The following is a 23,716-nucleotide window of genomic DNA, read 5'->3' on the forward strand; positions in this document are numbered from 1 at the left end:
CGGCATTATCCTTTCGGTTTGAAAATAACAGCTACGATAAAGGCGAAAAGAATAGCGGCTGAGATACCGGCCGAGGTCAGCTCAAAAATCCCCATGCCGATTCCGATAAATCCGTGTATATGCGCCTGATGCATGGCGCCGTGCAGAAGACTGTGACCGAAGCTGACGATCGGAACGGTGGCGCCTCCTCCGGCAAATTCAATAAATTTATCGTAAATGCCGAAACCATCTAATATTGCACCGATTACAACAAATGATGTCATGACATGAGCTGGCGTCAATTTAAAAATATCCAAGAGCAGCTGGCCGACGATACAAATGGCCCCGCCGCAGACAAAAGCCAAAAGGTAGTCCATGTTAAGATGCACCTCCTGCACGCTCAAATACAACCCCGTGGGCGATAGTCGGGATGGTTTCTTTTTGCTGGATCATCGTCGGGCTTAATAGCGCCCCGGTCGCCACGACAAATACACGGTTTAGTTTTCCTTCTCTCAGCTGCTTAAAAATATGAGAGTAGGTGACAACCGCTGAACAAGCACAGCCGCTCCCCCCGGCAAAGACCTGCTGATCCGGAGTGTAAATCAGAAGCCCGCAATCATCATGCTTTGTGCCGACTGGATATCCATCTTCTTTTAAAATGTCTTTTACGATTGGAGAACCGACGCCTGACAGGTCACCTGTCAGGATTAGATCATAGTCATCCGCTGTCCGGTTGAGATCTTTAAAGTGCTGCTTAATCGTATCAGCTGCAGCCGGAGCCATAGCCGATCCCATATCAAAAGGATCTGTAATTCCTAAATCAGAAACCTTCCCGACAGTCGCACTTGTGATTTGGATATCACCCGGTGTCTGACTGATGACAACTGCACCGCTTCCGGTTACAGTGGAGGTAGCAGTGTCCGGTTTTTGGCCTCCGTATTCTGTCGGATAGCGAAACTGTCTTTCCGCAGTTGCATTGTGACTGCTGGTGGCAGCGAGTGCCCTTTTGGCAAACCCGCCATCAACTAAGGCTGATGCGACAGCCACTGTTTCCATTGATGTTGAACAGGCGCCAAACATACAAAGAAATGGGATTTTCAAGTGTCTTGCGACATAGTTAGCCGTCACGTTTTGGTTCAGCAAGTCGCCTGCCAGCAATAGGTCAATATCATCTTTTGTCAGATTGTTTTTTTGAAGCGCAACATTAACAGCGTCTTCCATCAGCTGCCGTTCCGCCATTTCCCAGCTTTTTTGATTACAATGCATTTCGTCATAGGTTTTATCAAATAAAGAGCCGAGCGGTCCGTCTTTTTCCTTTGGTCCTGCTGCCGTTCCCGCTGAGTTGACAAATATGGGATGTTCAAATACCCAGGTTTGCTTTCCTGTTAATTTCATTTTCTTCTCCTCCTATGACATCAGTTTCTCAAAAGCAAACCGAATCATTCCAACGATGTATGCAGCTACAACTCCGAAAACAATAACATTTCCTGCCAGTTTAAACATATTTGTCGCTACTCCAAGCACTAATCCTTCGCTTTTATATTCAAGAGCCGCGCTTGCCATACTGTTGGCAAAACCTGTGACAGGTACGGCTGAACCTGCGCCTGCGAATTGTCCGATTCTGTCATAGATTCCAAACCCTGTAAGCAGGGCAGAAATTAATATCAGCGTTGCAGCTGTTGGATTCCCCGCAGTTTTTTCATTGAAATCAAAAAAATGGATATAAAAATTTTGCAGACCTTGCCCGATTGCACAAATCAGTCCGCCCACTAAAAAGGCTTTTACACAGTTCCAGACGTAAGGGGGCTTAGGCTGATATGTTTTCACTTTTGATTTGTAATTTTCTTTTATGTTTGTCATCTTGAAACCTCCTTATGAATGGTCAATAAAGTACAGCCAGTGAAATAAAGATCCCGCGATTTTCCCAATCACGATGGCCATTAATAAAATAATGATTTTACTTCTGAGCCCGATTCGTTTTGCCAAAATCGGCAGGACATTTAAAACCTCTGTAAGAGCAGCAGCTAGCATCCCGACGAACAAACCTGCCAGAAGCCCGACCGGCACAGCTATCCATTTTGTTAGATAAAGATGATTCATATGAAGCGTCTCCCATCCCCCGCAAACCGCGCCAAGAATAACAGCCGCTTCATAAGCCTGAACAAATCTCATTGTTTTGGTGAGCTGCATCAGCCGCGGAATGATTCCCATTACGGTTAAAAAAGCAACGAAACCCGCCCCCACCGTTATGCCTCCGCCGAGCCCGACAAAAATAATGAACAATACACTAACGATCATGCAGATCCTTTATGGTTTCTTGATTCTCATGCATGGCCACATATTGATCGAGATCAAGCTGATAGTTAAACATCTCAACCTCCAGCGGGCTGGGCTCTTCATTTAGGCGCTTTTTAAATATGTGGTTAAAAAACACGATCATCCCCAGTCCCAAACCGATGCTGTATGGGATTTGAAGCAAATATGGATAGTCATTCCTCTCTCCGGTTATGATTTCATATAGTGCGATATGAACATCTCTCATGCTTACATCCTCATGAAAGTTCATGATGGCAAGACACGATCCAATAAACAGAAGCAGCCAGACACCGATAAATAGAACCGTTGATAAATTTCGCTTTCGATATTGAATTTCAACAATGGTTTCTGCTCCGCCTACGGTTTGAACATCAAGTGTCGGATCTTGTAAATGAATGGCTCTGAGGACTTGTATGATATCCAGAATTACGATATTTTTATCTTTTTCGCTCACCTGATAAAGCGGCATAGCCGAAAGTTTCTTTTTCAGCTGAAGCTGCCCTTCTATTTGCGCGGCATCTCCAACGGTAATAATATCCCCTGGATGTGCCAGCACCCGGTGGCGAAGCCGGATAAATATTCGTCGTTCCATCATTGATCACCATCTTTCGGTGGTTATATATGTAGTATGTGGTTCGATTTTGTTCTCATTCATCCGCTCGAAAAGACCATAAATTACCACGCTTTTGCACACAAAAAAGCTAGCCTGCACTGCAGACTAGCCATCCGTATGATCCATTTGAACCTTGATCTGTTTTAATATTTTCTTTTCAAGCCTGGAAACCTGCACCTGAGAGATCCCGAGCCGCTCAGCCACCTCGGACTGTGTCTGGTCTTTATAATATCTGAGATAGACGATTAGTTTTTCCCTTTCCTCCAAATCGCTGATTGCTTCTTTCAGCGCAATTTTGTCAAACCATTTTTCTTCTGAGTTGTCAGCGATTTGATCAAGCAGGGTAATCGGATCTCCGTCATTTTCATAAACGGTTTCGTGAATCGAAGATGGAGCCCTTACCGCCTCTTGGGCCAGTACAACATCCTCAGCTTCAATCTCCAAATGGTCAGCGATCTCCTGCACCGTCGGCACTCTGCCCAGTGTTTTCGAAAGCTCATCCTTTGCGCGCCGGATTTTGTTTCCAAGCTCTTTTAATGACCTTGATACCTTTACGGTTCCGTCATCACGGATAAATCGTTGGATTTCTCCGATAATCATCGGCACTGCATACGTTGAAAAACGCACATCATAGGTTAAATCAAATTTGTCAACAGATTTTAACAGCCCGATGCAGCCGATCTGGAAGAGATCGTCAGGCTCATATCCTCTGTTTAAAAACCGCTGTACGACAGACCAAACAAGACGCATGTTTTTTTCTATGAGGAGGTCTCTTGCCTGCTGGTCGCCATTTTGGCTTTGTTTGATTAATTCCTTTACTTCATGATCCTTCAGCTGAGCGTTTTTGCCGTTTTTCTTAACCTCCACATCCATAACAAATCTCCTTAATTACAAAGCGCTTTGCTTTTTGATAAGTGCTTTGTTAAGCGAATCGTTGTTCCCATTTCAGGCGATGAATCGATACTGACATCATCCATGAAATTTTCCATAATGGTAAAGCCCATTCCAGAGCGCTCAAGCTCAGGCTTAGTCGTAAATAGAGGCTGACGGGCTTCTTCAAGATCTGTAATGCCTAAGCCTTCATCACGAATAGTCATATATACGACATGATCTTCCAGCGTCACTGAAATGTAAACTTTTCCTTCACAGTTCTCTTCATATCCATGGATAATCGCATTCGTGACAGCCTCTGACACGACTGTTTTGATTTCAGTCAGTTCATCCATTGTCGGGTCCAGCTGAGCTATAAATGATGCAACTGTCACACGGGCGAACGATTCATTCTGACTGAGGGCAGAAAACTCAATGTGCATTTCATTTTTCATGATGCCACCCCCAGTGTCAGGAGCGCCTGCTGTTCAGATTGTTCAAATCGGATAATTTTAAACAGACCCGACATATCAAACAATCGCTTCACCGCAGGAGAGATAGCGCAAACGACCATTTCCCCGCCAATTTGCTTAATTTGCTTGTATCTTCCTAAAATAACGCCAAGCCCCGAGCTGTCCATAAAGGAGAGGTCCTCCAAGTTCAGCACGATATGGCGAATATCATCCTTCTCCAATGATTGAGTCACTTTTTGCTTCAGGGTTTCAGCCGTATGGTGATCGAGTTCGCCTGTTAATCGAATACAAAGCACAGATTCTTTGACATTCATGTCAATTCCAAGGCTCATGCTCATTCCTCCTTGATATGATCGGATAATGAGTGTTTCGATTTCGACGGAATGAATTCCTTCACCGTGACAAAACTAGTGGTCATTCGGCATAATTACTTAAATTTTGTCCAGTCTCCCATCGTCCGCTTTAAGAATGTGATAAACCCGGCTTTCTTCATATCTTCTTTTGCAGCAACAGGACTTTCAGCGAGTACTTCTCCATCCTTTTTCAGAACAAGAGTGCCAAGCTCTTGGCCTTTTTGAATCGGAGCACTAATATTGTCCTTCATCTTGATTTCTTTTTTCACATCGTTCATATCCTCGCCTTTTTTCGTCAATATTGAAATCGGCTCAGATGTAGTGAGTTCGATAAATTTTTGTTTCCCTTTTTTGACCTTTACTTTTGCTACTGTTTGATTTCGTTTATATAAAGGATGCGTTTCATATTGGCTAAAGGCGAAGTCAAGCATTTTTGTCACTTGCGCGTTTCTTTCTTTAGGCGTGCTCGCTCCGAATACAACCGCTATGGCCCGCATGTTTCCTTTTTTAGCCGAAGCAGTCAGACAATATTTCGCTTCGCCTGTATAGCCTGTTTTTACGCCGTCTACACCAGGATAAAATTTGATAAGGCGATTTGTATTTACAAGCCAAAACTTTTTATCTGTATTTTCACGCAGATAATCTTCATACGTGCCGGTAAACTTCGTAATTGATTCGTATTTCAATAATTCCTTAGCCATGATTGCCATGTCATAAGCAGAGCTGTAGTGTCCTTCCTCGGTCAGTCCTGTTGGGTTTTTAAAGGATGTATTTTTCAATCCCAGCTCTTTTGCTTTTTTATTCATTTTCTTCACAAATTCTTCTTCAGAGCCGGAAATAAATTCAGCCATGGCGACGGAAGCGTCATTTCCCGAAGCGATTGCGATGCCTTTCAGCATTTCTTTGACAGTCATTTCTTCGCCGGGCTCAAGGAATATCTGTGAGCCGCCCATTGACGCCGCATGCTCGCTTGTACGGACCTTATCACTCATTTTGATTTTGCCTTTATCTAAAGCTTCCATAATCAAAAGCATCGTCATAATTTTCGTCATGCTTGCAGGCGCCAGTCTCTCATTGCTGTTCTTGTTGTAAAGCACTTTTCCCGTGTCACGTTCTATCAGCACCGCAGACTTCGCTTCATGAGCAAGCTCCGATGTACGTTTTCCGTCTTGTTTTGCAAATGCAGACGGTGCAAATGTAAGCAGCATTATACCAATCAACAAAGTGGATAAAAGACGTTTCATCTCAAAAGCCCTCCATTTCATAATCCTTTTTATTTTTTCCAAGCGTGATGGTTTTATACGCCACTGATGGAAAATGTTTCGAATTTTGGGCATAAAAAAAGACAGCTGTGTGATATCAGACACAGCTGTCTTTTGGTCCTGCATTGATTCATATTTATTCGTACTGAGCGACGATCGCTTTAACAAGCTTTAAGAATCCAGCTTTTACTTTTTCGGTCACTTCCATAACTTCATCGTGACTTAAAGGCTGATCCAGAATTCCGGCTGCCGCGTTAGAGATGCAGGAAATGCCAAGAACCCGCATTCCCGCATGATTCGCTACAATGACTTCCGGAACAGTAGACATGCCGACTGCATCAGAGCCCATCGTTCTTAAGAAACGGACTTCTGCCGGTGTTTCGTAAGAAGGTCCTGTCACAGCAGTGTACACGCCTTTTTGAATTGGGATATTAAGGTCTTTCGCAATCTTTTCAGCCAGGCTGGACAGATCTTTGTCATAGGCTGAAGACATATCTGGAAATCTGGCGCCGAAATCTGCTTCGTTTGGCCCGATTAACGGGTTTGTTCCCATAAAGTTGATATGATCGGTAATAATCATTAAATCTCCCGCACGGAATTCAGTGTTGACACCGCCTGCGGCATTTGTCACGATCAACGCTTCCACACCGAGCGCTTTCATCACGCGTACAGGGAATGTGACTTTCTCCATTGAGTAGCCTTCATAAAAATGAAAGCGGCCCTGCATTGCAATGACGGAAACTCCTTCAAGAGTGCCAAGCACAAGCTGTCCGGCATGCCCTTCAACAGTAGATACCGGGAATTCAGGTATATCTTCATATTTCAGCTTGACCGGATTTTCGATTTCGTCCGCCAAAATGCCAAGACCTGAGCCTAAAATAAGGCCGATCTTTGGAGATTCCGGCAGGTTTTGTTTAATAAAAGCGGCTGCGCGTTCAATTCTGTCCTTCAAGAAACAGTCCCCCTATTGTAATAAAGATAAAAAGCTTTTCCCGTATTTCGGTTTATTTGTTTGGAAATTATCAGCGATCGTTGCGCCAATATCGGCAAATGTATCTGCAAGCGGCAGCATTTGCGCTTTCTTATGTTTTTTGCTGTAAGCGAGAATCGGCACATACTCGCGTGTATGGTCAGTCCCATGATGAATCGGATCATTGCCGTGGTCGGCTGTAATAATTAACAGATCGTCTTCTCTCATTTTTTCAAACACTTCCGGAAGCCGCGCATCAAATTCTTCAAGCGCGCGTCCGTAGCCTTCAGGGTCACGGCGGTGTCCGAATAACGCGTCAAAATCAACAAGGTTCGCAAAGCTCAGACCCGTAAAATCTTCTCCCAGCGTATCGATCACCTTGTCCATTCCGTCCATATTAGAAACCGTTCTGCGTGAAGAAGTAATGCCTTCTCCGTCGTAAATATCAGAGATTTTACCGATTGAAATCACATCTAAGCCGCAGTCTTTCAATTCATTCATGACAGTGCGGTCAAACGGCTTCAGCGCATAATCATGGCGGTTTGGCGTCCGTTTGAATTGACCCGGCTCTCCGACGAACGGCCGTGCAATAATGCGGCCAACCATATATTTCGGATCAAGCGTCAGCTCTCTCGCCGTTTCGCAAATGCGATACAGCTCCTCAAGCGGCACAACCTCTTCGTGAGCGGCAATTTGCAGAACAGAGTCAGCAGACGTGTAAACAATTAAAGCCCCTGTCTCCATGTGCTCCTGGCCAAGCTCATCCAAAATCGCTGTGCCGGAAGCCGGCTTGTTTCCAATAATTTTGCGGCCAGATCTCTTTTCCAGCTCTTGAAGCAATTCATCAGGAAAGCCTTCCGGGAACACTTTAAACGGTTTATCAATGTATAAACCCATAATCTCCCAATGGCCGGTCATCGTATCTTTGCCGTTTGACGCTTCTTGCATTTTTCCATAATAGGCAAGCGGATGTTCTGTTTTTTCTACACCTTTGATATCTTCGATAAGACCAAGGCCGAGCTTTGCCATATTCGGCATATGTAATCCGTTCATATGCTCGGCAATATGACCGAGCGTATGAGCGCCTTCGTCATTAAAGTCAGCGGCATCCGGCGCTTCGCCGATTCCGACTGAGTCCATCACAATTAAAAACACACGATTATATTTGTATGCAGGCATCTTGAAAGCCTCCTTTTTTTCTATACGTCTATTGTATCGCTAAGAGGTCTGACAACTCAAGTATAAACCGTTTTCATTCCCGTTGACAATGTATTTGGAAATAATGAGAAACTTCAATATTTTCTGTCGCTCTAAACAAAAAAGCCGCAGCCACCTGCGGCTATGCTCGCGGATGAAACTGCTTGTACACATCCTTCAGCCTTGTTTTCGTCACATGCGTATAAATTTGCGTCGTGGATATATCCGCATGACCGAGCATTTCCTGCACCGCTCTTAAATCTGCCCCGTTCTCAAGCAGATGCGTCGCAAAGGAATGCCTGAGTGTATGCGGAGTCAGCTCTTTCTTAATGCCGGCTTCCAATGCGATTTTTTTCAGGTTCTTCCAAAATCCCTGGCGGCTGATCTGTTTGCCGTGATGATTTAAAAAGAGGGCGTCAGATACATTATTTTTTAACAGTTTTCCCCTGGCTTTTGTCATATATTCCTCAATGGCGGAAGCAGCGGCTTCACCGATTGGCACAATCCGTTCTTTTCTTCCTTTGCCGAAGCATCGGATAAACCCCATAGATAAATGAACATCAGCCGTTTTCAATTCAATCATTTCACTGACTCGTATGCCTGTCGCATAAAGCAGCTCCAGCATTGCTTTATCCCGATATCCGAAAGGGCTCGTCAGCTTAGGCGTGTCCAATAACCGCTCGACTTCATTGAGCGCGAGCACCTTCGGAAGCGCCCGTTCCGTCTTTTGTGTTTCGATATGAACGGAAGGGTCCTTATCCGTTACTTTTTCCCTGAGCAGAAATTGATGAAAAGAGCGAATGGATGCCAAATGCCGCGCCGATGTCTTGCCGGATTTCCCCGAGTCCTTCAAATGCTTTAAGTATTGGATAATATGTATGCGGGTAACGTGATTCCAATCCGTCACATGAAGGGTTTCTGTTAAGTAGAGAGAATAGCTTTTCAAGTCACGTTCATAGGATACGATCGTATTTTGAGAGAGCCCTCTCTCTACCATGACGTAGTGGATGAAATCCTTTATTTGATCTTTCACTCTTGATCTACTCCCCGTTTTGGTAAAAAAAGATCAACCGGTCGAGCCATCCGCCTTTTTCATCCTGATCCATTTCAACAACTTTTACAGCGGAGCCTTCCGGTTTATCATACCGATGATAGTTTTCATACTCTTGATTCACCCATATCATAGCATAATAGAACAAAGCGGTAAAACCGGTAAACAGGATGAAAACTTTCAATGCATCGACAGCTGTTTTCAGGAATCTTCCCATGTCCTAATCGATCCTTTCCCTATGGTTCCAGTTATATAAACCATATGCCAAATCAGAAAGGTTTTATACATAGAAACAGCAAAAAACCCTTTCCCTATGAGAAAAGGTTCGCGCTCGGCACCGTCTATTCAGTTTCTTTTCCGTTACAGCGGTGGCAAATGCCGTGAAACGTCAATCTATGATCTTTAATCTTAAATTTCCAATCACGTTCAATGATTTCTTCCACGTCTTCAAGCAAATCTTCTTCAATTTCATCAACGGCTCCGCACTCCATGCACACCAAGTGGTGATGAAAGTGAGCTGCTCCCTCTTTCCGAAGGTCGTAACGGGACACACCGTCTCCAAAGTTAATTTTATCTACGACTTTTAATTCAGTTAATAATTCAAGCGTACGGTATACTGTAGCGAGACCGATCTCAGGAGATTTCTCTTTTACGAGGAGGTATACATCTTCTGCGCTTAAATGGTCTTCTTCGTTTTCAAGCAGCACTCTTACTGTCGCTTCACGCTGTGGCGTAAGTTTATAGCTGGATGAGTGCAGTTGTTTCTTAATACGATCAATACGGTTTTCCATGTCTTTCCCTCCTACGCCGCATTCCATGACTCATTATAACAAAATACGCGCAGAGTTCCAACTATAATTATTATAAACTGATAAATAAAATGGTTTTCTTTTAATAATGATTTTAAAAAAGTCTAGATGTAAGCTTTTCCATTAAAACAGGAGATAAGTATGCTTCAAACAGAGATGAGATCAGCGCTAAAAACAGAATGACCAGCAGCACAAAGGCATACCGCCCGAACCATTGAATCGGCGCGTCATGCAGGCTTCGTTTCACGAACAGCTGTCTGATTAACTTTAAAGAAAACGCAATTGCACATGTGCCCATAATGAGATAAGCCGGAATCAGCAGCACATTTTGCGGCAAAACGGCGACAAATGATAGGAAAAACCCGCTTACTCCCATCTGATTGACTAGGAACCCGACAGTAAAGCCGACGACGATCCCTTTCAGAAAGATCATAATGAAAATAATCGGCATCCCAATGACGGAAATTCCGAGTATCCACATCAGGCCTAAATACTTTGCATTATGAAAGATACTTTGCCCAAACATATCAGCTGAACTTGCCTGTTTTCCATCCGAAAGCTGTCCAAAAAATTGACTTAAGTAGTAGTATAAATCTTCTTTCTGGCTGATGGTCATACTGTTGACAATAATCGCGCCAAAGATGACACCCATGAAAAACAGCACTGACACAAATATATAAAGAGAGAGATGATCTTTGACATGCCTGAGAAACATGTCCTTATAAGAGATTTTTCGCATACCGTTTCCTCCCGCCCGTTCTAGTGATTTGATTTAATAGATTGTATGAAAGAAACGGAAAAACATGCCCTTTTTCAAAAAGAAACGATAGAGATGAATGCTAGGCGGCTTTTTGGGGCACAAAAAAATCCTTATCATCAACTGCTGTATGATCATAAGGATTCTTATGCTTCCGTTTATTCAAAATCTCTTTTTTGCTTTTTGTCATTCTTTCATGTGTGCTGAAAGATGGTGTGCTGCCTCTTGATAATAAGACGTCACGTCCGCCGTTTCTCAATCGATGCCCCCGCTTCTTTTTCGCTTGGCTTTTTGCCATGTGATCACTCCCTTTTTTATTTTCATAGTAATGATAACAAAATTGAACAATGATAAGAAAAAAACAGCACCTGCTACGACAGGTGCTGTTTAGCTACATTTATTTCACTGCTGTAAGAGCTGCATGCTCGACAGCTGCTGCTACCGCATGATGGACTTTTGAATCAAGCGGCTGAGGGACAACATCACCTTGTTTAGTGCAGGCTGCGATGGCCTCTGCTGCTGCGACAAGCATATCATGATTAATCTCCGTGCTTTTTGCGTTAAGCGCTCCTCTAAAAATCCCCGGAAAACCGAGTACATTATTAACAGAACGCCCGTCAGCTGCATATGCGGCGCCAGCCTGCAGCGCGGCCTCCGGTTCAATTTCCGGCTTCGGATTCGATAAAGCCAAAATTACTTGACCAGAACGTACAAATGCCGGTTTTATTAAACCCGGAACGCCCGTTGTAGCAATGACAATATCACATGTTTCCATGAGCTCCTCAATACTGGAAACTGCCTGTCCGCCGTATTGTTCGAGACGGTTCATTGCTGACTCTGATTTGTCTGTTCCGTACACAGCATTCACACCATAAGCCATGAACATCCGGCAGATGGCCACGCCTGCTGCGCCAAGGCCGATTTGCCCCACTTTCGCTTCCTTCAGGTCAACTCCCGCACTCCTGCATGCCGAAATGGCAGCTGCCAGCGTCACTACAGCTGTACCATGCTGGTCATCGTGCATAACAGGGATGTTCAGCTCCTCTTTTAGGCGATCCTCGATTACAAAACAATGCGGCGAACCGATATCCTCAAGAAGGATGCCGCTAAAGCCCGGAGAAATATGTTTTACTGTTTTGATGATTTCTTCAGGATCACTCGTATCAAGCAGTATCGGAATGCCGCTAATACCCGCCAGCTGATCAAATAAAGCAGCCTTTCCTTCCATGACAGGCATGCCAGCCACAGAGCCGATATTCCCAAGGCCTAAAATTGCGGTTCCATCCGTTACAATTGCAACAGAATTGCTGATCGTTGTATAAATAGAAGCTTTTTCAGGTTCTTTTTCGATCAGTCGGCACACGTCCGCAACACCTGGTGTGTAGACACGTCCCAGCTCTGCCAATGAACGGATCGGCATTTTGCTTTTCATTTGGATTTTTCCGCCTTCATGTGCGGACAGGACTTCATCAGATACGGTGTGAAGCCTGATCCCTTCTCCGAGGGCCTGTACAGCCGCGATCACTTCCTGAAGCTGTTCTTCATTCTCCACTTGAACGGTAATATTCCGCATTGTGTAATTGGGTCCGACTTTTACCGTCTCCACTTCACCAATATCCCCGCCCAGAAGGCCGATGGCCGTAGCCACCCTTCCAAGATTTCCGGGAACCGAAGGCGTTTCGATCATCAGTGTCCGAATCATGTGTTTCGCTATCATTCAGTGATCCTCCCCTATTAGCCTAGTTTTTCGGCTTTAACTGTATTGTTTTTCGTATACCATATAAATTTTCCTGTATAACCATAGATAATTGCAAGACCTATTGCTACAAAACTGAGCCACATAAACGGCAGATAAGAGAAGGTAGAAACACCTAAAATACCAGCCATGTAAATCCCATTATCAGACCAAGGAACCATCCCCGAAGTCAATGTTCCCCCGACCTCTGAGTTACGTGATAACACTCTTCTGTCCAGATGTAAGCGATCATAGCTGTCTTCCATAATTTTCGGAGTCAAAATAAGAGATACATACATCGCACAGCCGAAGATGTTTGCTAAAAACGCTACGATCAGTGTAGACAATGTGACATTGCCGGCTGAAGTTAATTTCTTTTCAAACGTTGAAACAATGACTTTTAACACGCCGAGTTTCTCAAGCAGACCGCCAAAACCAAGGCCAAAGATGATGACGACGAGAGAATCAAGCATACCGACAATTCCACCGCGGTTTAACAAGCCGTTCAAAAATTCAACATCCGTTTTAATAGAAAAGCCGTTGTACGCAGTTGCAATCGCATGGGCAATATCCATTCCTTGGAAAACAACAGCCCAGATTGCACCGAGTAAAGCGCCAATTACGATAACCGGCATAGATGGCTTTTTCATCGCCAATAAGACTATGACGAGAACTGCCGGGATCAGCATCCAAATATGAATGTCAAACGTGTTTTGCAAAGATGATTTTAAGAATTCAACTTTATCAAGATCAATATTTTTCCCGCCGTACATAAATCCAACAACTGTAAAGAGTATAGCTGTAATGACATAAGCAGGTATTGATAAATAAAGCATTGCTCTCACGTGAGCCAATACATCGACTTTTGATAGTGAAGAAGCTAGAACTGTACTGTCAGACAGCGGAGACAGCTTGTCCCCAAAATAAGCACCTGAAAGAATAGCTCCCGCTACTAGAGGAAGCGGAATGCCTAAACCCTCTCCAATTGCGATCATGGCAATGCCGGCAGTTCCGACTGTTCCCCATGACGTTCCTGTTGCCACAGACATAATGGAACAAATAATTAACGTTGCCAGTAAAAAGATACTTGGGTGAATAAATTCCAGTCCGTAATAAATCAAAGTCGGCACAACGCCTCCGGCAATCCATGTTCCGATGAGCGCCCCAACTGAAACGAGAATCAGTACGGCTTCAAGGCCATTTGATATCCCATGTACAATCGCATTTTGTAAATCTTTATAAGAATAACCGAGTCTTATACCTAAAAGCATTGCAATAAACCATGAAACAAAAAGCGCCAGCTGTATCGGCAAGTCGAGAAAGACTGTAAACGATAGAACAAGTGCTAAAAATACTCCTAGTACAATAATAATTTCAAATAGTGTTGGCAATCTTACATCCTTCAAAAGAAGTCCCCCTTCATGTAAAAGCTAAAACGCTTTCAATATATAGTGCAACACGTATACTATACTTCCTCATCCCTATGTTGTAAACAGCTTATTCATCCGACTATTCGGAGATGAATAAGCTGTATTTTATACAAATTTTATTTTTCTAATAGTTCTTTCCCTGCGATACCTGGTTTGGTCATCTCATATGGGTTTAAAATAATATCCAATTCTTCTTCTGTCAGCACATCATGCTGCAGGCAAAGGTCACGGACTGATTGGCCTGTCATAATCGCTTCCCTGGCAATTCTGGCAGCCGCTTCATATCCAAGATGCGGATTGACAGCAGTAATCACTCCAGCGCTTTTTTCTACATATTGCTTCAACCGCTTTTCGTTGGCTTCGATGCCTTTTAAGCAATGATCAGTGAACGAACGGAAGCCGTTGTTCATGATGCTGATGGATTGAAGCAAATTAAAGACAAGCACGGGCTCCATGACGTTCAACTCAAGCTGGCCGGCTTCTGAAGCAAGGCAGATTGTATTGTCGTTTCCGATAACCTGGAACGCAATTTGGTTGATCAGCTCCGCCATAACCGGATTGACTTTCCCCGGCATAATAGATGAACCCGGCTGACGTGCAGGCAGAGAAATTTCCGCAAGTCCGGCGCGCGGTCCCGACGCCATTAAGCGCAGGTCGTTTGCGATCTTCGACATGTTCATCATGCAGACTTTTAATGAAGCTGATACCTCTGTATAGGCATCTGTATTTTGTGTCGCATCAACAAGATGATCAGCGCCGACAAGAGGAAGCCCGCTAATATCAGCAAGGTGCTTTACTACCTGTTTGATATATTCAGGATCAGCGTTCAGCCCTGTACCAACAGCAGTTGCGCCCATGTTGACTTCATATAGGTGCTGGCGCGATTGCTTGATTCGTTTGATATCACGCTCGAGAACACGGCTATAAGCTTCGAATTCCTGGCCAAGACGGATCGGAACCGCATCTTGAAGGTGTGTCCGGCCCATTTTAATAACAGAGTCAAACTCCTGTGCTTTTTGCTTAAAAACGCTATGCATATCTTCCATTGTTTTCAGCAGTTTTTCTAAGAGCTTCAATGTGGAAATATGAATAGCAGTCGGAAACACATCGTTCGTAGACTGTGACATGTTCACATGTGTGTTTGGACTTAAATGAATGTAATCTCCCTTTTTATGTCCCATGATTTCAAGCGCCCGGTTTCCGATAACCTCATTCGCGTTCATGTTCATAGAAGTTCCGGCACCGCCCTGAATCGGATCGACGATAAACTGATCGTGCCACTTGCCTTCGAGAATCTCGTCAGCGGCTTGTACGATAGCTTGGCCAATTCCTTCATACAGCCGTTTCACGTCCATGTTGGCAAGAGCCGCAGCTTTTTTCACAATCGCCAGTGCGTTAATCATTTCCTCATGGATTTTGTATCCTGTGATCGGGAAATTTTCAGAAGCACGGAGCGTCTGAATTCCGTAATAAACATCTGCTTCAATTTGTTTTTCCCCAAGGAAGTCTTTTTCCACGCGATATTCTTTTTGGCCGTTTAACATAATCTTTAACCTTCTTTCTCTTTGCTGGTTATCGTTTTTACATTTTACAGGACAACGTCATCAGCTATCGGCGTTTCCATAATTCTCTTGACGACAGGAAGATCCGAAGACTGACCTAGCGCCCACATCAATTTTGGCACAATTGCTTCTGTGTTCATATTTCTTGATCGGATAATTAAGTCTTGGTTGACTCTGCGGCCAACCTCGTAAATGCTCATGTCTTCGCCTTCTTCAAGACATTGAGTCGTAATGACGACGACAATGCCGCTTTCGATCAGCTCATTCACTTTTGACAAAATGTCCCTGCCTTCAAACGGCACCCCTCCGCTGCCATAACTCTCAATGACAATTCCTTTGTACATGCTTTTCAGGGCATCAAACATTTCGGGCTTTAAGCCTGGATGCAGCTTCAGCAGACATACATCTGTGCATAGTGAGGTGTCAACTGTGAAGGTGTCGTTCTCAGGTTCCGTTACTTGTTTGTTGTATTCAATCCCGTCTTCATTGATAAAAGCGATATATGGGTAATTGATGCTTTCAAATGCGTCGTAGCTTTTCGTTCTTAATTTGATCGCACGCGTTCCCTGAATGACTCTGCCGTCAAATACAACATAAACGCCGCCCACGCCTTCACAGGCAAATCGAATGGCATCAGTAATATTTTTTTTGGCATCGGTTTTTTGGAACGTGATCGGAATCTGCGAGCCGGTGATGACAATCGGCTTTTTGGCATGCTGCAGCATATACGATAGTGCTGCAGATGTATAGGCCATTGTATCTGTACCGTGAGTAATAACAAACCCGTCATAGGCATCATAATTTTCCTTAACGGCTTCCGCTATTTCCACCCAGTATTCAGGCTGCATATTGGTGCTGTCTATATTCATAAGCGACTGAGTTTCCATTGTGTAATCGTTATCAAGTTTTGATACGTAACTTAATAATTCATCAGCCTTGACTCCGGGAGCCAGCCCATTTTCCCCTTCAACTGAAGCAATCGTTCCCCCAGTTGTCAACATCAATAATTTTTTCATACCATGCACCTCTTCACTGTATCTAAAGATGGGTTGCGAGAAGGTATTCGCTTTTCGCATACTTTTAATGCAATTATAGACACGGAAAATAAAATACGCAAGACATTATTATTCAATTCGCGTACACTTCCTAATACCTATATGATATAATCAGCTCAAGGTTAAAAAGGAGCGGAAGTTCATGAATCTAGATCGTTTAACTGAATTGAGAAAAAAGAAAAATTGGTCGCTTCAATATACAGCTGACCTTCTCGGTATCGCAAAAAGCACATATGCCGGCTACGAGTCAGGCTACCGACGGCCTTCACTTGAAGCGCTTGCCATGCTGGCTGACCTCTTTGACACAACCTGCGATGAACTTTTAGGCCGCGAGAAACAAAAGCAGACTGCTCCTCAGGCCATAGAATTGGCCACGTGGAGCAGCCTTGACTTTACCATTTCTGTTGATGGCCAGCCGCTGAGTGAAGATGAAATCATCCAGCTGATTACCTTTATACGCACAAAAAGAAAAGTACAGGAGGAACTGAGTTAATCTTTAGCTCACGGTTTAATTTTACCGTAGGTTCCTCCTCCTCCGGCTTTCAATTCCAGTTTTCCGGATCTCGCTTTTACGATAAGCGCCGCGTGTTTCGGCGGGACAACGCGAGCCAAATCTTCTTCTGCAGCCTCGTGAAGAACAGCCATTTCTGTTCCGAAGGCTTTTTTTAGTTTGTCCAGCGTTTTCGGGCCTACACCCGGAACAAATTGCAGCGGGATCTGATGTACATATCGCGGACGCGGGACGCGATCTTCAAGCTGATCACTCAATTCACGCAATCTTTCGCTGACTCCCTTGGTAAATCTGGCATTTCCGCAATTCGCGCACGCTGTTTCCCCGCTTACAGCAGGCTCTCCGCACGCTTCGCAAGCCGTCTGATAATATTTCCCCAATAACGGGTCCAAGCCATAATTTGCGATAATTTTCCTGTCATCTTGTCCCTTTAATGCAAGAGCAAATTCAGTAAAATCAGCTGACTGCACATATAGTTCATTATATTCTCTGCCGATTTTCCCCAACGAATGCGCATCAGAATTTGTTAAAAAAGGATATGGATTCAATTCAGATACCTGTGATGCCATGTCTGTATCACAGCTTAATCCAAGCTCCACCGCGTCTATCATAGATGGATCAAAAACCTCAGTTAAGCTTGATTTAACCCCTTTTCCATATAAGCTTTTATGCGGCGTAAAGATATGGGCGGGGATAAACAAGCCGCCCATATCCTGCACTTTTTTTTGCAGGTTTAAGCCCGTTTCATAAATCCGCTGCGAGCTTAAATGAATATTTTTCAGCCGGGCTGACAGCCAGTTTGAAAACTGTTTCATATCAGCCAGCGTCGGCATAAATACGAGCACATGGATCGGTCCGCTGCAGGCTTCATCATAAATCTCCAGCTCGCTCCCCAATAAAAGAGTCGTGCTGCGATAACGAATTCCTCCCCCGTCAAGCTCGCGATATTTTCCAGATGAAATGCCTTCCTCAAGCTCTAGAATGACTTCCGGAGAATGACAGTCGATAATGCCGAGGAGTTCAATTCCTTTATGTTCACTGGCTTCAACCAATATTCTGTCCAGCGTTAATGTTTTGGCACCTGTTATTTTGACAGCCCTTCCTGTAAAGGTCCGGCCGATATGAATATGTAAATCCGCGTAAATCTTTTTCATTTTTGTGCTTGGAGCGCTTCTTTCAGCTGAAGATACTGAATGGCGTAGGCTGTTTTAGCATCGTATACTTCACGCGATTCAACCAGCTTTAGCGCATCTTCAAGCGTCACCTCCATCACTTCAACAAACTCGTCCTCATCAAGCTCCCGTTTTTCTTCAAGCACAGAAAGCTCCTCAGCAAGAAAAACGTGAACGATTTCATCTGCAAATCCGGGTGATGTATAAAACGCAGTTATTTTTGTCAGTTTTTTTGCTGTATAACCGGTTTCCTCTTCAAGTTCCCGAAGTGCCGTATACTCCGGCTCCTCACCTTTTTCAAGCTTACCGGCCGGAATTTCAACGATCGTCCGCTCAAGCGGCTTACGGAATTGTTTGACCATGATGATTTTCCCTTCATCTGTGACGGCTAGTACCGCTACAGCTCCAGGGTGTTTCACAATTTCACGTTTACTGGCTTTGCCGTTTGGCAGCTCTACATCCTCGACATAAAGATCAATGACTTTACCCGAAAAGATCTGTTCTTTGGCAATTGTTTTTTCTTCTAATGATTTCATTTCTTCATCTCCCGTTCTGTCTCTATATGATGCCCCATACATTTTATCATACTAGAGCAAAAGGGGGCTTCTTCGTGAAAGTGCACCGCATGCCAAAAGGTGTTGTCTTAGTCGGAAAAGCATGGGAAATTCGGGCGAAGTTAAAAGAGTATGGACGCACATTTCAATATGTGAAAGATTGGATCTCAAAGCCATAAAAGTTGAAACTTTAGCTCCTTTATATTACGGTCAATACAAAGCCTAAAAAAGGAGTGTGCACATGAAAAAGCGCAAATTGGGTACATCTGATTTAGACATTAGTGAAGTCGGACTCGGCTGTATGTCTCTTGGAACTGAAAAAAACAAAGCATTGTCCATTCTGGATGAAGCGATCGAGCTTGGCATCAACTATTTGGATACAGCGGATTTGTATGACCGGGGACGCAACGAAGAAATTGTCGGTGATGCGATCCAAAACAGACGCCAGGATATTATACTGGCAACAAAAGCGGGAAACCGTTGGGATGACGGAAGCGAGGGCTGGTATTGGGACCCTTCAAAAGCTTACATAAAAGAGGCTGTAAAAAAGAGCCTTACACGGCTGAAAACAGATTATATCGACCTTTATCAGCTTCACGGCGGCACGATAGAGGACAACATTGATGAAACGATCGAAGCGTTTGAGGAATTAAAACAAGAAGGTGTCATCCGCTACTACGGCATTTCTTCCATCCGCCCGAATGTGATTAAAGAATATGTAAAAAAATCAAACATCGTCAGCATTATGATGCAATTCAGCCTGTTTGACAGACGCCCTGAGGAATGGCTCCCGCTTTTAGAGGAACATCAAATCAGCGTAGTCGCCAGAGGTCCTGTTGCCAAAGGGCTCTTAACTGAAAAACCGCTTGATCAAGCTTCAGACAGTATGAAACAAAACGGGTACTTGTCCTATTCATTCGAGGAACTGACAAATGCACGCAAGGCAATGGAGGAAGTGGCTCCCGATCTTTCCATGACAGAAAAGTCGCTGCAGTATCTGCTAGCACAGCCGGCTGTCGCTTCAGTGATTACAGGCGCCAGTAAGATTGAGCAGTTACGGGAAAATATTCAGGCAGCAAATGCACGGCGTTTAACCGAAGAGGAAATCAAAGCGCTCCAATCTCATACGAAACAAGACATTTACAAAGCTCATCGCTCATAGCAGAAAAACCAGCACCTGTACGGGTGCTGGTTTATTTATATTGATGCCAATCCATTTGGCTTTCATTTAGGAGTTCTTCAAAGCTCTTATTTTTTTCGATCTCTTTTTTCTTTCTAATCTGTTCTGCTTTTTCTCTTTCCTGCCTCTTTTCATCCTCTTCCTTCAATTGGCTCTTCATCTCCATAAGCTTTGCTTTGATATCGGATTGAAGGCCGTCTTTTAGCTGGTGTTTGTCAGCGGATTTTTGTTTTTTCATTCAGACTTCCCCCATGTTTTGTTTTGAAGACAGTTTATCACGGAGCATATACACTGAACAAGCAGACTCTCTTCTGATCACTTTCTCAGCGGAGCAGTGTTTAGGTATAATGATTTTAAACACGAATTACCTATATTTAGTTGAAAGGTGCTGTGACTTTTGAAGAAAATCCTTTTGGCCATTGGCGCTCTCGTAACAGCTGTCATCGCAATCGGAATTGTTTTTTCAAATATGATTCTATTCATCAAGAAAAAAACGGATGAAGACATTATCAAAAGAGAGACAGACAACGGACATGATGTGTTTGAATCATTTGAGCAAATGGAGAAAACAGCTTTTGTGATACCCTCCGCTTACGGGTATGACATAAAAGGATACCATGTCGCACCGCATGACACACCAAACACTATCATCATCTGCCACGGGGTGACGATGAATGTGCTGAATTCTCTTAAGTATATGCATTTATTTCTTGATCTCGGCTGGAATGTGCTCATTTATGACCACCGCCGGCATGGCCAAAGCGGCGGAAAGACGACCAGCTACGGATTTTACGAAAAGGATGATCTCAATAAGGTTGTCAGCTGGCTCAAAAACAAAACAAATCATCGCGGATTGATCGGAATTCACGGTGAGTCGATGGGGGCTGTGACCGCCCTGCTTTACGCTGGTGCACACTGCAGCGATGGTGCTGATTTTTATATTGCCGATTGTCCGTTCGCATGTTTTGATGAGCAGCTTGCCTACCGGCTGAGAGCGGAATACAGGCTCCCGTCTTGGCCCCTGCTCCCTATCGCCGACTTCTTTTTGAAGCTGAGGGGCGGCTATCGCGCACGTGAAGTATCTCCGCTTGCTGTCATTGATAAAATCGAAAAGCCGGTCCTCTTTATTCACAGTAAGGATGATGACTACATTCCTGTTTCTTCAACCGAGCGGCTTTATGAAAAGAAACGCGGGCCGAAAGCGCTGTACATTGCCGAGAACGGTGAACACGCCATGTCATATACCAAAAATCGGGATACGTACCGAAAAACAGTGCAGGAGTTTTTAGACAACATGAATGATTCAACAGAATAAAAAAGCGAAAGGCCTATTCGGCTCTTCCGCTTTTTTATGTTACAGAACGTCGGTAATGCCATCCATATTTTCTCTGATCCATTCAATCGCAAGATCTATCGTTGTAAACTCCTGCGTCTCGAAGGTCATTTCATCCTGCAATAGCCAGACATCTTTCTTGATGGACTCTGCTCCTCCGATTGACCAGTGAAGCAAGGTATAGGGATGGTTTTGATTCAGGAAGGATACCCACGTTTTATTTTGTGCTGTGTTCTTCATTGCCTTCAGCTTTTGTTCCACGTTTCGCGTCTCCTACTTTACTAATATGCTCATTCTGGGGCTGAGCATTTCAGCCGGGCTTTTCAGCGCCAATGTTTTGGCTTTTTCATTGTAATCGATCGTCATTTGATCGTCAAAAAACACTTTTTGCGACGATTGGATATACAGCGGAATGCCGTTCGTTTCCAGCTGCTCGCACTGTCCCGTTAATTCTTCTGCCAGCCAGATTGTCGGGACACCGCTTACAGCGCAGCCGCATCCTTCTGCATCGTAACGAAGCTGGGCTTTTTTTCCCGGGTTGGCGTCAAACGCCTGCTGCAGTGCCTGTTTTGCTGCATCTGTCACATGTATGTTCATAAGGTGAAACCCCCGTTTTCATCATTTTCGCTATTGTAGCATACAACACTGCCATTCGCATTGTTTCTGCCTTTTTTCCACCGCTTCGCATTTTCTTCTGCAGTCTTGATCCACTCATCTTTCCCTTGTATGTACTGATTGATGCTGTCAGGATGCTGGGCCGCCAGCCGTTTTTTGAGAACGGCGTATTCTTTCGCTATGTTTGGATGAGCTCTGAGATAATCTCTGAATAACAGATGCCTTTCAATAGCAGGGTTTCCCTGTTCGTACATATGGACATGATGAGTGCGTTTATTTCCGCCCTTTTGGAAATAACGCCTGCCAGCTATGCCGTTCTCACCTTTTGGTGTATAGCCGTTAGCCTTCATTTGTTCATCAAATTGGCTCACGGCTTCAATGCTTCTGACTTCAATTAACATATCAATGATTGGCTTCGCTGCCATGTTCGGTATTGATGTGCTTCCGATGTGATGAACAGCGATAATCTCCGGCCCGAACACAAGTTTTAGCCGTTCTTTTTCTTCATCGAAACATTCTGCCCATTTTTCGTTGTAGAGAATGACCTCAACTTTTCTTTTCGGATACAAATGAAAGACCGTCAGCAATAGACCCTGCGCTGCTTTGACGGTTTCTGCCTTTTGGAATCCGGCCTGTGTATAGAGTGACACGGCCGGGATATTGTTCTCGGCTGTGACTACTTCGATTTTCTCAGCGTCTTCATTATGATCAATGACAAATTGCAGAAGTGCTCGTCCAATTCCTTTTCTGAAACCGTCAGGATGTACAACAAGCCTGCAAATGGTGAGATGATGCATGTTTTTCTCATATGAAATGACACCGATCAGCTTGCCGTTTTCCCGATATCCCGCAAACCGTTCATGGGATGCTTGAATATCCTTCACCTTCTCTTGTAAAGCGGGAATACCGTCAAAACCGATAATCTCTGTTTCCTTTATGTAGGCGGGGATCTGTATGGCTAAAATCTCACGCGCTATAGCGGCTTCCTTATGCTGGAGAAATTCAATCATTCGTGTTCTCCTGAAACAGCCGCTGTCTGTCGACTTTTGCGACGCGGACTGCATACGACTCGTACCAAACGCTTTTTCCTTTTTCTTTTGCTGCTTGATGTTCAGTGTGATGCTTCCAATGGTTAATTGCGTCCATACTGTCCCAATAGGAAACTGTGATGCCCCTTCCATCCGCTTCACGTACGCTTTCCACGCCTAAAAATCCAGGCTGATCCGCCGCAAGCGATACCATCCGCTCCGCTGTTTCTCCATATCCTGTGTCATTTTCGCTTTTGACAGAAGAAAAAATGACTGCATAGTAAGGAGGCTCAGGTGTTTTTGATAAAAAATTCATCATATTTCCCCCTCATATGTTTTTGACAAACAGTACCCTGTCTTGGCCTGGGCCATCATAGTTTGCAAACACTGAGATGCCATTTACCGTCTTGGTGCCCTTTTCAATATCAAACCCCAATTTTGTGTGATATGCGATTGATACCTTATTCACAGGTGAAGTGACGCACTTTACCCGGGTGCAGCCTCTTTGTTTTACTGTTTCGATAAATACATCATACAATTGTTTCCCAATTTGCATTTTTCTGAAATCTGGATGCACACCGGAAAAATGAATGTACGCCGTTTCAGGATCCGATTGCGATTGAAATCCGATTAAAAATCCGGTCATGCTGTTATGTTCGGATGTAATAAAGCTTGTGTCCTGAAAATGCTCAAAAAATAGTCTCGGCAATTTTTCTTTCAGCTGTCTGCCGCCCCACCATTCATTCAGTACAGACGTTACCATTTCATAATCTGAAGACGTGATTGTTCGAATATCCATTACGATTTGATCTCCCTCCGTCTGGCAAAACGAATGTCAGCTCTTTTTCTCACAATATAAAAATTATATTTTGCCTGGCTGGAATTGTAAAT

Annotated in this window: 32 protein-coding genes; 4 read left to right on the forward strand and 28 right to left on the reverse strand. The window is 44.1% G+C overall.

Annotation, left to right across the window (positions count from 1 at the left end):
• Nucleotides 1-5: 5 nt before the first annotated feature.
• The 20 genes from spoVAE to ansA all read right to left on the reverse strand — a co-directional run bounded on the left by spoVAE (nucleotide 6) and on the right by ansA (nucleotide 16,393).
• Complete coding sequence (spoVAE, locus tag MHI44_RS02285) at nucleotides 6-356, reverse strand: stage V sporulation protein AE (protein WP_003230467.1); 351 nt, start codon at nucleotides 354-356, stop codon at nucleotides 6-8.
• Between the two features lies 1 nt (nucleotide 357).
• Nucleotides 358-1,374: a stage V sporulation protein AD gene (spoVAD, locus tag MHI44_RS02290; RefSeq protein WP_003230465.1), complete on the reverse strand. Its 1,017-nt coding sequence runs from the start codon at nucleotides 1,372-1,374 to the stop codon at nucleotides 358-360.
• A 12-nt stretch (nucleotides 1,375-1,386) separates the two neighbouring features.
• Nucleotides 1,387-1,839 carry a stage V sporulation protein AC gene (gene spoVAC, locus MHI44_RS02295; protein ID WP_003223947.1) on the reverse strand — a complete coding sequence of 151 codons (453 nt, stop codon included), beginning with the start codon at nucleotides 1,837-1,839 and terminating at the stop codon, nucleotides 1,387-1,389.
• Nucleotides 1,840-1,851: 12 nt separating this feature from the next.
• Nucleotides 1,852-2,277: a stage V sporulation protein SpoVAB gene (spoVAB, locus tag MHI44_RS02300; RefSeq protein WP_003230463.1), complete on the reverse strand. Its 426-nt coding sequence runs from the start codon at nucleotides 2,275-2,277 to the stop codon at nucleotides 1,852-1,854.
• Complete coding sequence (spoVAA, locus tag MHI44_RS02305) at nucleotides 2,267-2,887, reverse strand: stage V sporulation protein SpoVAA (RefSeq protein WP_015714205.1); 621 nt, start codon at nucleotides 2,885-2,887, stop codon at nucleotides 2,267-2,269. Before spoVAA ends, spoVAB begins: the two co-directional genes overlap by 11 nt.
• Before the next feature lie 126 nt (nucleotides 2,888-3,013).
• A complete protein-coding gene (gene sigF / locus MHI44_RS02310) occupies nucleotides 3,014-3,781 on the reverse strand; it encodes an RNA polymerase sporulation sigma factor SigF (RefSeq protein WP_003230458.1) in 768 nt (255 codons plus the stop codon).
• Between the two features lie 11 nt (nucleotides 3,782-3,792).
• Complete coding sequence (spoIIAB, locus tag MHI44_RS02315; RefSeq protein ID WP_014477237.1) at nucleotides 3,793-4,233, reverse strand: anti-sigma F factor; 441 nt, start codon at nucleotides 4,231-4,233, stop codon at nucleotides 3,793-3,795.
• Nucleotides 4,230-4,583, reverse strand: a complete 354-nt coding sequence (spoIIAA, locus tag MHI44_RS02320; RefSeq protein WP_004398633.1) for an anti-sigma F factor antagonist — start codon at nucleotides 4,581-4,583, stop codon at nucleotides 4,230-4,232. The genes spoIIAB and spoIIAA overlap by 4 nt, the downstream gene beginning before the upstream one ends.
• A 95-nt stretch (nucleotides 4,584-4,678) precedes the next feature.
• Entirely contained in the window at nucleotides 4,679-5,848 is a 1,170-nt protein-coding gene (gene dacF, locus MHI44_RS02325; protein WP_004398637.1) for a D-alanyl-D-alanine carboxypeptidase DacF, read from the reverse strand.
• A gap of 154 nt (nucleotides 5,849-6,002) precedes the next feature.
• Entirely contained in the window at nucleotides 6,003-6,818 is an 816-nt protein-coding gene (locus MHI44_RS02330) for a purine nucleoside phosphorylase I, inosine and guanosine-specific (protein ID WP_003230447.1), read from the reverse strand.
• A 12-nt stretch (nucleotides 6,819-6,830) separates the two neighbouring features.
• The gene (gene deoB / locus MHI44_RS02335; protein WP_003230444.1) at nucleotides 6,831-8,015 is read right to left on the reverse strand and encodes a phosphopentomutase; all 1,185 of its coding nucleotides are present in this window, start codon (nucleotides 8,013-8,015) and stop codon (nucleotides 6,831-6,833) included.
• 160 nt (nucleotides 8,016-8,175) lie between these two features.
• Nucleotides 8,176-9,066 carry a site-specific tyrosine recombinase XerD gene (gene xerD, locus MHI44_RS02340; protein ID WP_004398985.1) on the reverse strand — a complete coding sequence of 297 codons (891 nt, stop codon included), beginning with the start codon at nucleotides 9,064-9,066 and terminating at the stop codon, nucleotides 8,176-8,178.
• Nucleotides 9,067-9,073: 7 nt separating this feature from the next.
• A complete protein-coding gene (locus MHI44_RS02345; RefSeq protein WP_014477240.1) occupies nucleotides 9,074-9,301 on the reverse strand; it encodes a YqzK family protein in 228 nt (75 codons plus the stop codon).
• Between the two features lie 124 nt (nucleotides 9,302-9,425).
• The gene (gene fur, locus MHI44_RS02350) at nucleotides 9,426-9,875 is read right to left on the reverse strand and encodes a ferric iron uptake transcriptional regulator (protein ID WP_003223972.1); all 450 of its coding nucleotides are present in this window, start codon (nucleotides 9,873-9,875) and stop codon (nucleotides 9,426-9,428) included.
• A gap of 112 nt (nucleotides 9,876-9,987) precedes the next feature.
• The gene (gene spoIIM, locus MHI44_RS02355) at nucleotides 9,988-10,632 is read right to left on the reverse strand and encodes a stage II sporulation protein M (RefSeq protein WP_225722038.1); all 645 of its coding nucleotides are present in this window, start codon (nucleotides 10,630-10,632) and stop codon (nucleotides 9,988-9,990) included.
• A gap of 100 nt (nucleotides 10,633-10,732) precedes the next feature.
• Nucleotides 10,733-10,948: a hypothetical protein gene (locus tag MHI44_RS02360; protein WP_015714209.1), complete on the reverse strand. Its 216-nt coding sequence runs from the start codon at nucleotides 10,946-10,948 to the stop codon at nucleotides 10,733-10,735.
• A 99-nt stretch (nucleotides 10,949-11,047) separates the two neighbouring features.
• Nucleotides 11,048-12,367, reverse strand: coding sequence for a malic enzyme-like NAD(P)-binding protein (locus MHI44_RS02365; protein WP_339202795.1), 1,320 nt, complete (start codon nucleotides 12,365-12,367; stop codon nucleotides 11,048-11,050).
• A 17-nt stretch (nucleotides 12,368-12,384) separates the two neighbouring features.
• Nucleotides 12,385-13,791 carry a malate-H+/Na+-lactate antiporter MleN gene (gene mleN / locus MHI44_RS02370; protein ID WP_003230432.1) on the reverse strand — a complete coding sequence of 469 codons (1,407 nt, stop codon included), beginning with the start codon at nucleotides 13,789-13,791 and terminating at the stop codon, nucleotides 12,385-12,387.
• A 140-nt stretch (nucleotides 13,792-13,931) separates the two neighbouring features.
• Nucleotides 13,932-15,359: an aspartate ammonia-lyase gene (gene aspA / locus MHI44_RS02375; RefSeq protein ID WP_014480179.1), complete on the reverse strand. Its 1,428-nt coding sequence runs from the start codon at nucleotides 15,357-15,359 to the stop codon at nucleotides 13,932-13,934.
• Nucleotides 15,360-15,403: 44 nt separating this feature from the next.
• Nucleotides 15,404-16,393, reverse strand: a complete 990-nt coding sequence (ansA, locus tag MHI44_RS02380) for an asparaginase (RefSeq protein WP_004399032.1) — start codon at nucleotides 16,391-16,393, stop codon at nucleotides 15,404-15,406.
• Nucleotides 16,394-16,574: 181 nt separating this feature from the next.
• Between ansA and ansR the strand changes: the two genes are divergently transcribed.
• Nucleotides 16,575-16,925 (forward strand): HTH-type transcriptional regulator AnsR, encoded by a 351-nt coding sequence (gene ansR, locus MHI44_RS02385; protein WP_004399024.1) that lies wholly within the window; start codon nucleotides 16,575-16,577, stop codon nucleotides 16,923-16,925.
• Between the two features lie 8 nt (nucleotides 16,926-16,933).
• Here ansR and MHI44_RS02390 read toward each other — a convergent pair whose 3' ends face one another.
• Nucleotides 16,934-18,097, reverse strand: a complete 1,164-nt coding sequence (locus MHI44_RS02390) for a TIGR00375 family protein (RefSeq protein WP_339202797.1) — start codon at nucleotides 18,095-18,097, stop codon at nucleotides 16,934-16,936.
• Nucleotides 18,094-18,651, reverse strand: coding sequence for an ADP-ribose pyrophosphatase (nudF, locus tag MHI44_RS02395; protein WP_004398600.1), 558 nt, complete (start codon nucleotides 18,649-18,651; stop codon nucleotides 18,094-18,096). The genes MHI44_RS02390 and nudF overlap by 4 nt, the downstream gene beginning before the upstream one ends.
• 74 nt (nucleotides 18,652-18,725) lie before the next feature.
• Here nudF and mciZ point away from each other — a divergent pair, with 74 nt between their 5' ends.
• Both mciZ and MHI44_RS02405 read left to right on the forward strand, forming a co-directional pair.
• Nucleotides 18,726-18,848: a Z-ring formation inhibitor MciZ gene (gene mciZ, locus MHI44_RS02400; protein WP_003230420.1), complete on the forward strand. Its 123-nt coding sequence runs from the start codon at nucleotides 18,726-18,728 to the stop codon at nucleotides 18,846-18,848.
• A 62-nt stretch (nucleotides 18,849-18,910) separates the two neighbouring features.
• Entirely contained in the window at nucleotides 18,911-19,831 is a 921-nt protein-coding gene (locus MHI44_RS02405) for an aldo/keto reductase (protein WP_033884657.1), read from the forward strand.
• 31 nt (nucleotides 19,832-19,862) lie between these two features.
• On the opposite strand, the gene MHI44_RS02410 is transcribed toward MHI44_RS02405, so the two are convergent.
• Nucleotides 19,863-20,087, reverse strand: a complete 225-nt coding sequence (locus MHI44_RS02410; RefSeq protein ID WP_003230416.1) for a YqkE family protein — start codon at nucleotides 20,085-20,087, stop codon at nucleotides 19,863-19,865.
• Nucleotides 20,088-20,246: 159 nt separating this feature from the next.
• Between MHI44_RS02410 and MHI44_RS02415 the strand changes: the two genes are divergently transcribed.
• Entirely contained in the window at nucleotides 20,247-21,164 is a 918-nt protein-coding gene (locus MHI44_RS02415) for an alpha/beta hydrolase (RefSeq protein ID WP_003230413.1), read from the forward strand.
• Between the two features lie 39 nt (nucleotides 21,165-21,203).
• On the opposite strand, the gene MHI44_RS02420 is transcribed toward MHI44_RS02415, so the two are convergent.
• Genes MHI44_RS02420 through MHI44_RS02440 form a run of 5 tightly spaced genes read right to left on the reverse strand, consistent with a single transcriptional unit; the run spans nucleotide 21,204 to nucleotide 23,624 of the window.
• Nucleotides 21,204-21,443, reverse strand: coding sequence for a YqkC family protein (locus MHI44_RS02420; protein WP_003230411.1), 240 nt, complete (start codon nucleotides 21,441-21,443; stop codon nucleotides 21,204-21,206).
• Nucleotides 21,444-21,455: 12 nt separating this feature from the next.
• Nucleotides 21,456-21,779, reverse strand: coding sequence for an iron-sulfur cluster biosynthesis family protein (locus tag MHI44_RS02425; protein WP_003226552.1), 324 nt, complete (start codon nucleotides 21,777-21,779; stop codon nucleotides 21,456-21,458).
• The gene (locus tag MHI44_RS02430; RefSeq protein ID WP_339202799.1) at nucleotides 21,776-22,807 is read right to left on the reverse strand and encodes a GNAT family N-acetyltransferase; all 1,032 of its coding nucleotides are present in this window, start codon (nucleotides 22,805-22,807) and stop codon (nucleotides 21,776-21,778) included. The genes MHI44_RS02425 and MHI44_RS02430 overlap by 4 nt, the downstream gene beginning before the upstream one ends.
• Entirely contained in the window at nucleotides 22,800-23,144 is a 345-nt protein-coding gene (locus MHI44_RS02435) for an antibiotic biosynthesis monooxygenase (protein ID WP_339202801.1), read from the reverse strand. Before MHI44_RS02435 ends, MHI44_RS02430 begins: the two co-directional genes overlap by 8 nt.
• Nucleotides 23,145-23,153: 9 nt before the next feature.
• On the reverse strand, nucleotides 23,154-23,624 hold the full coding sequence (locus tag MHI44_RS02440) for a GNAT family N-acetyltransferase (protein ID WP_004398668.1): 471 nt from the start codon (nucleotides 23,622-23,624) through the stop codon (nucleotides 23,154-23,156).
• Nucleotides 23,625-23,716 lie beyond the last annotated feature (92 nt).

It is taken from the genome of Bacillus sp. FSL K6-1366, from assembly GCF_037976695.1.
Taxonomy (GTDB): domain Bacteria; phylum Bacillota; class Bacilli; order Bacillales; family Bacillaceae; genus Bacillus; species Bacillus subtilis.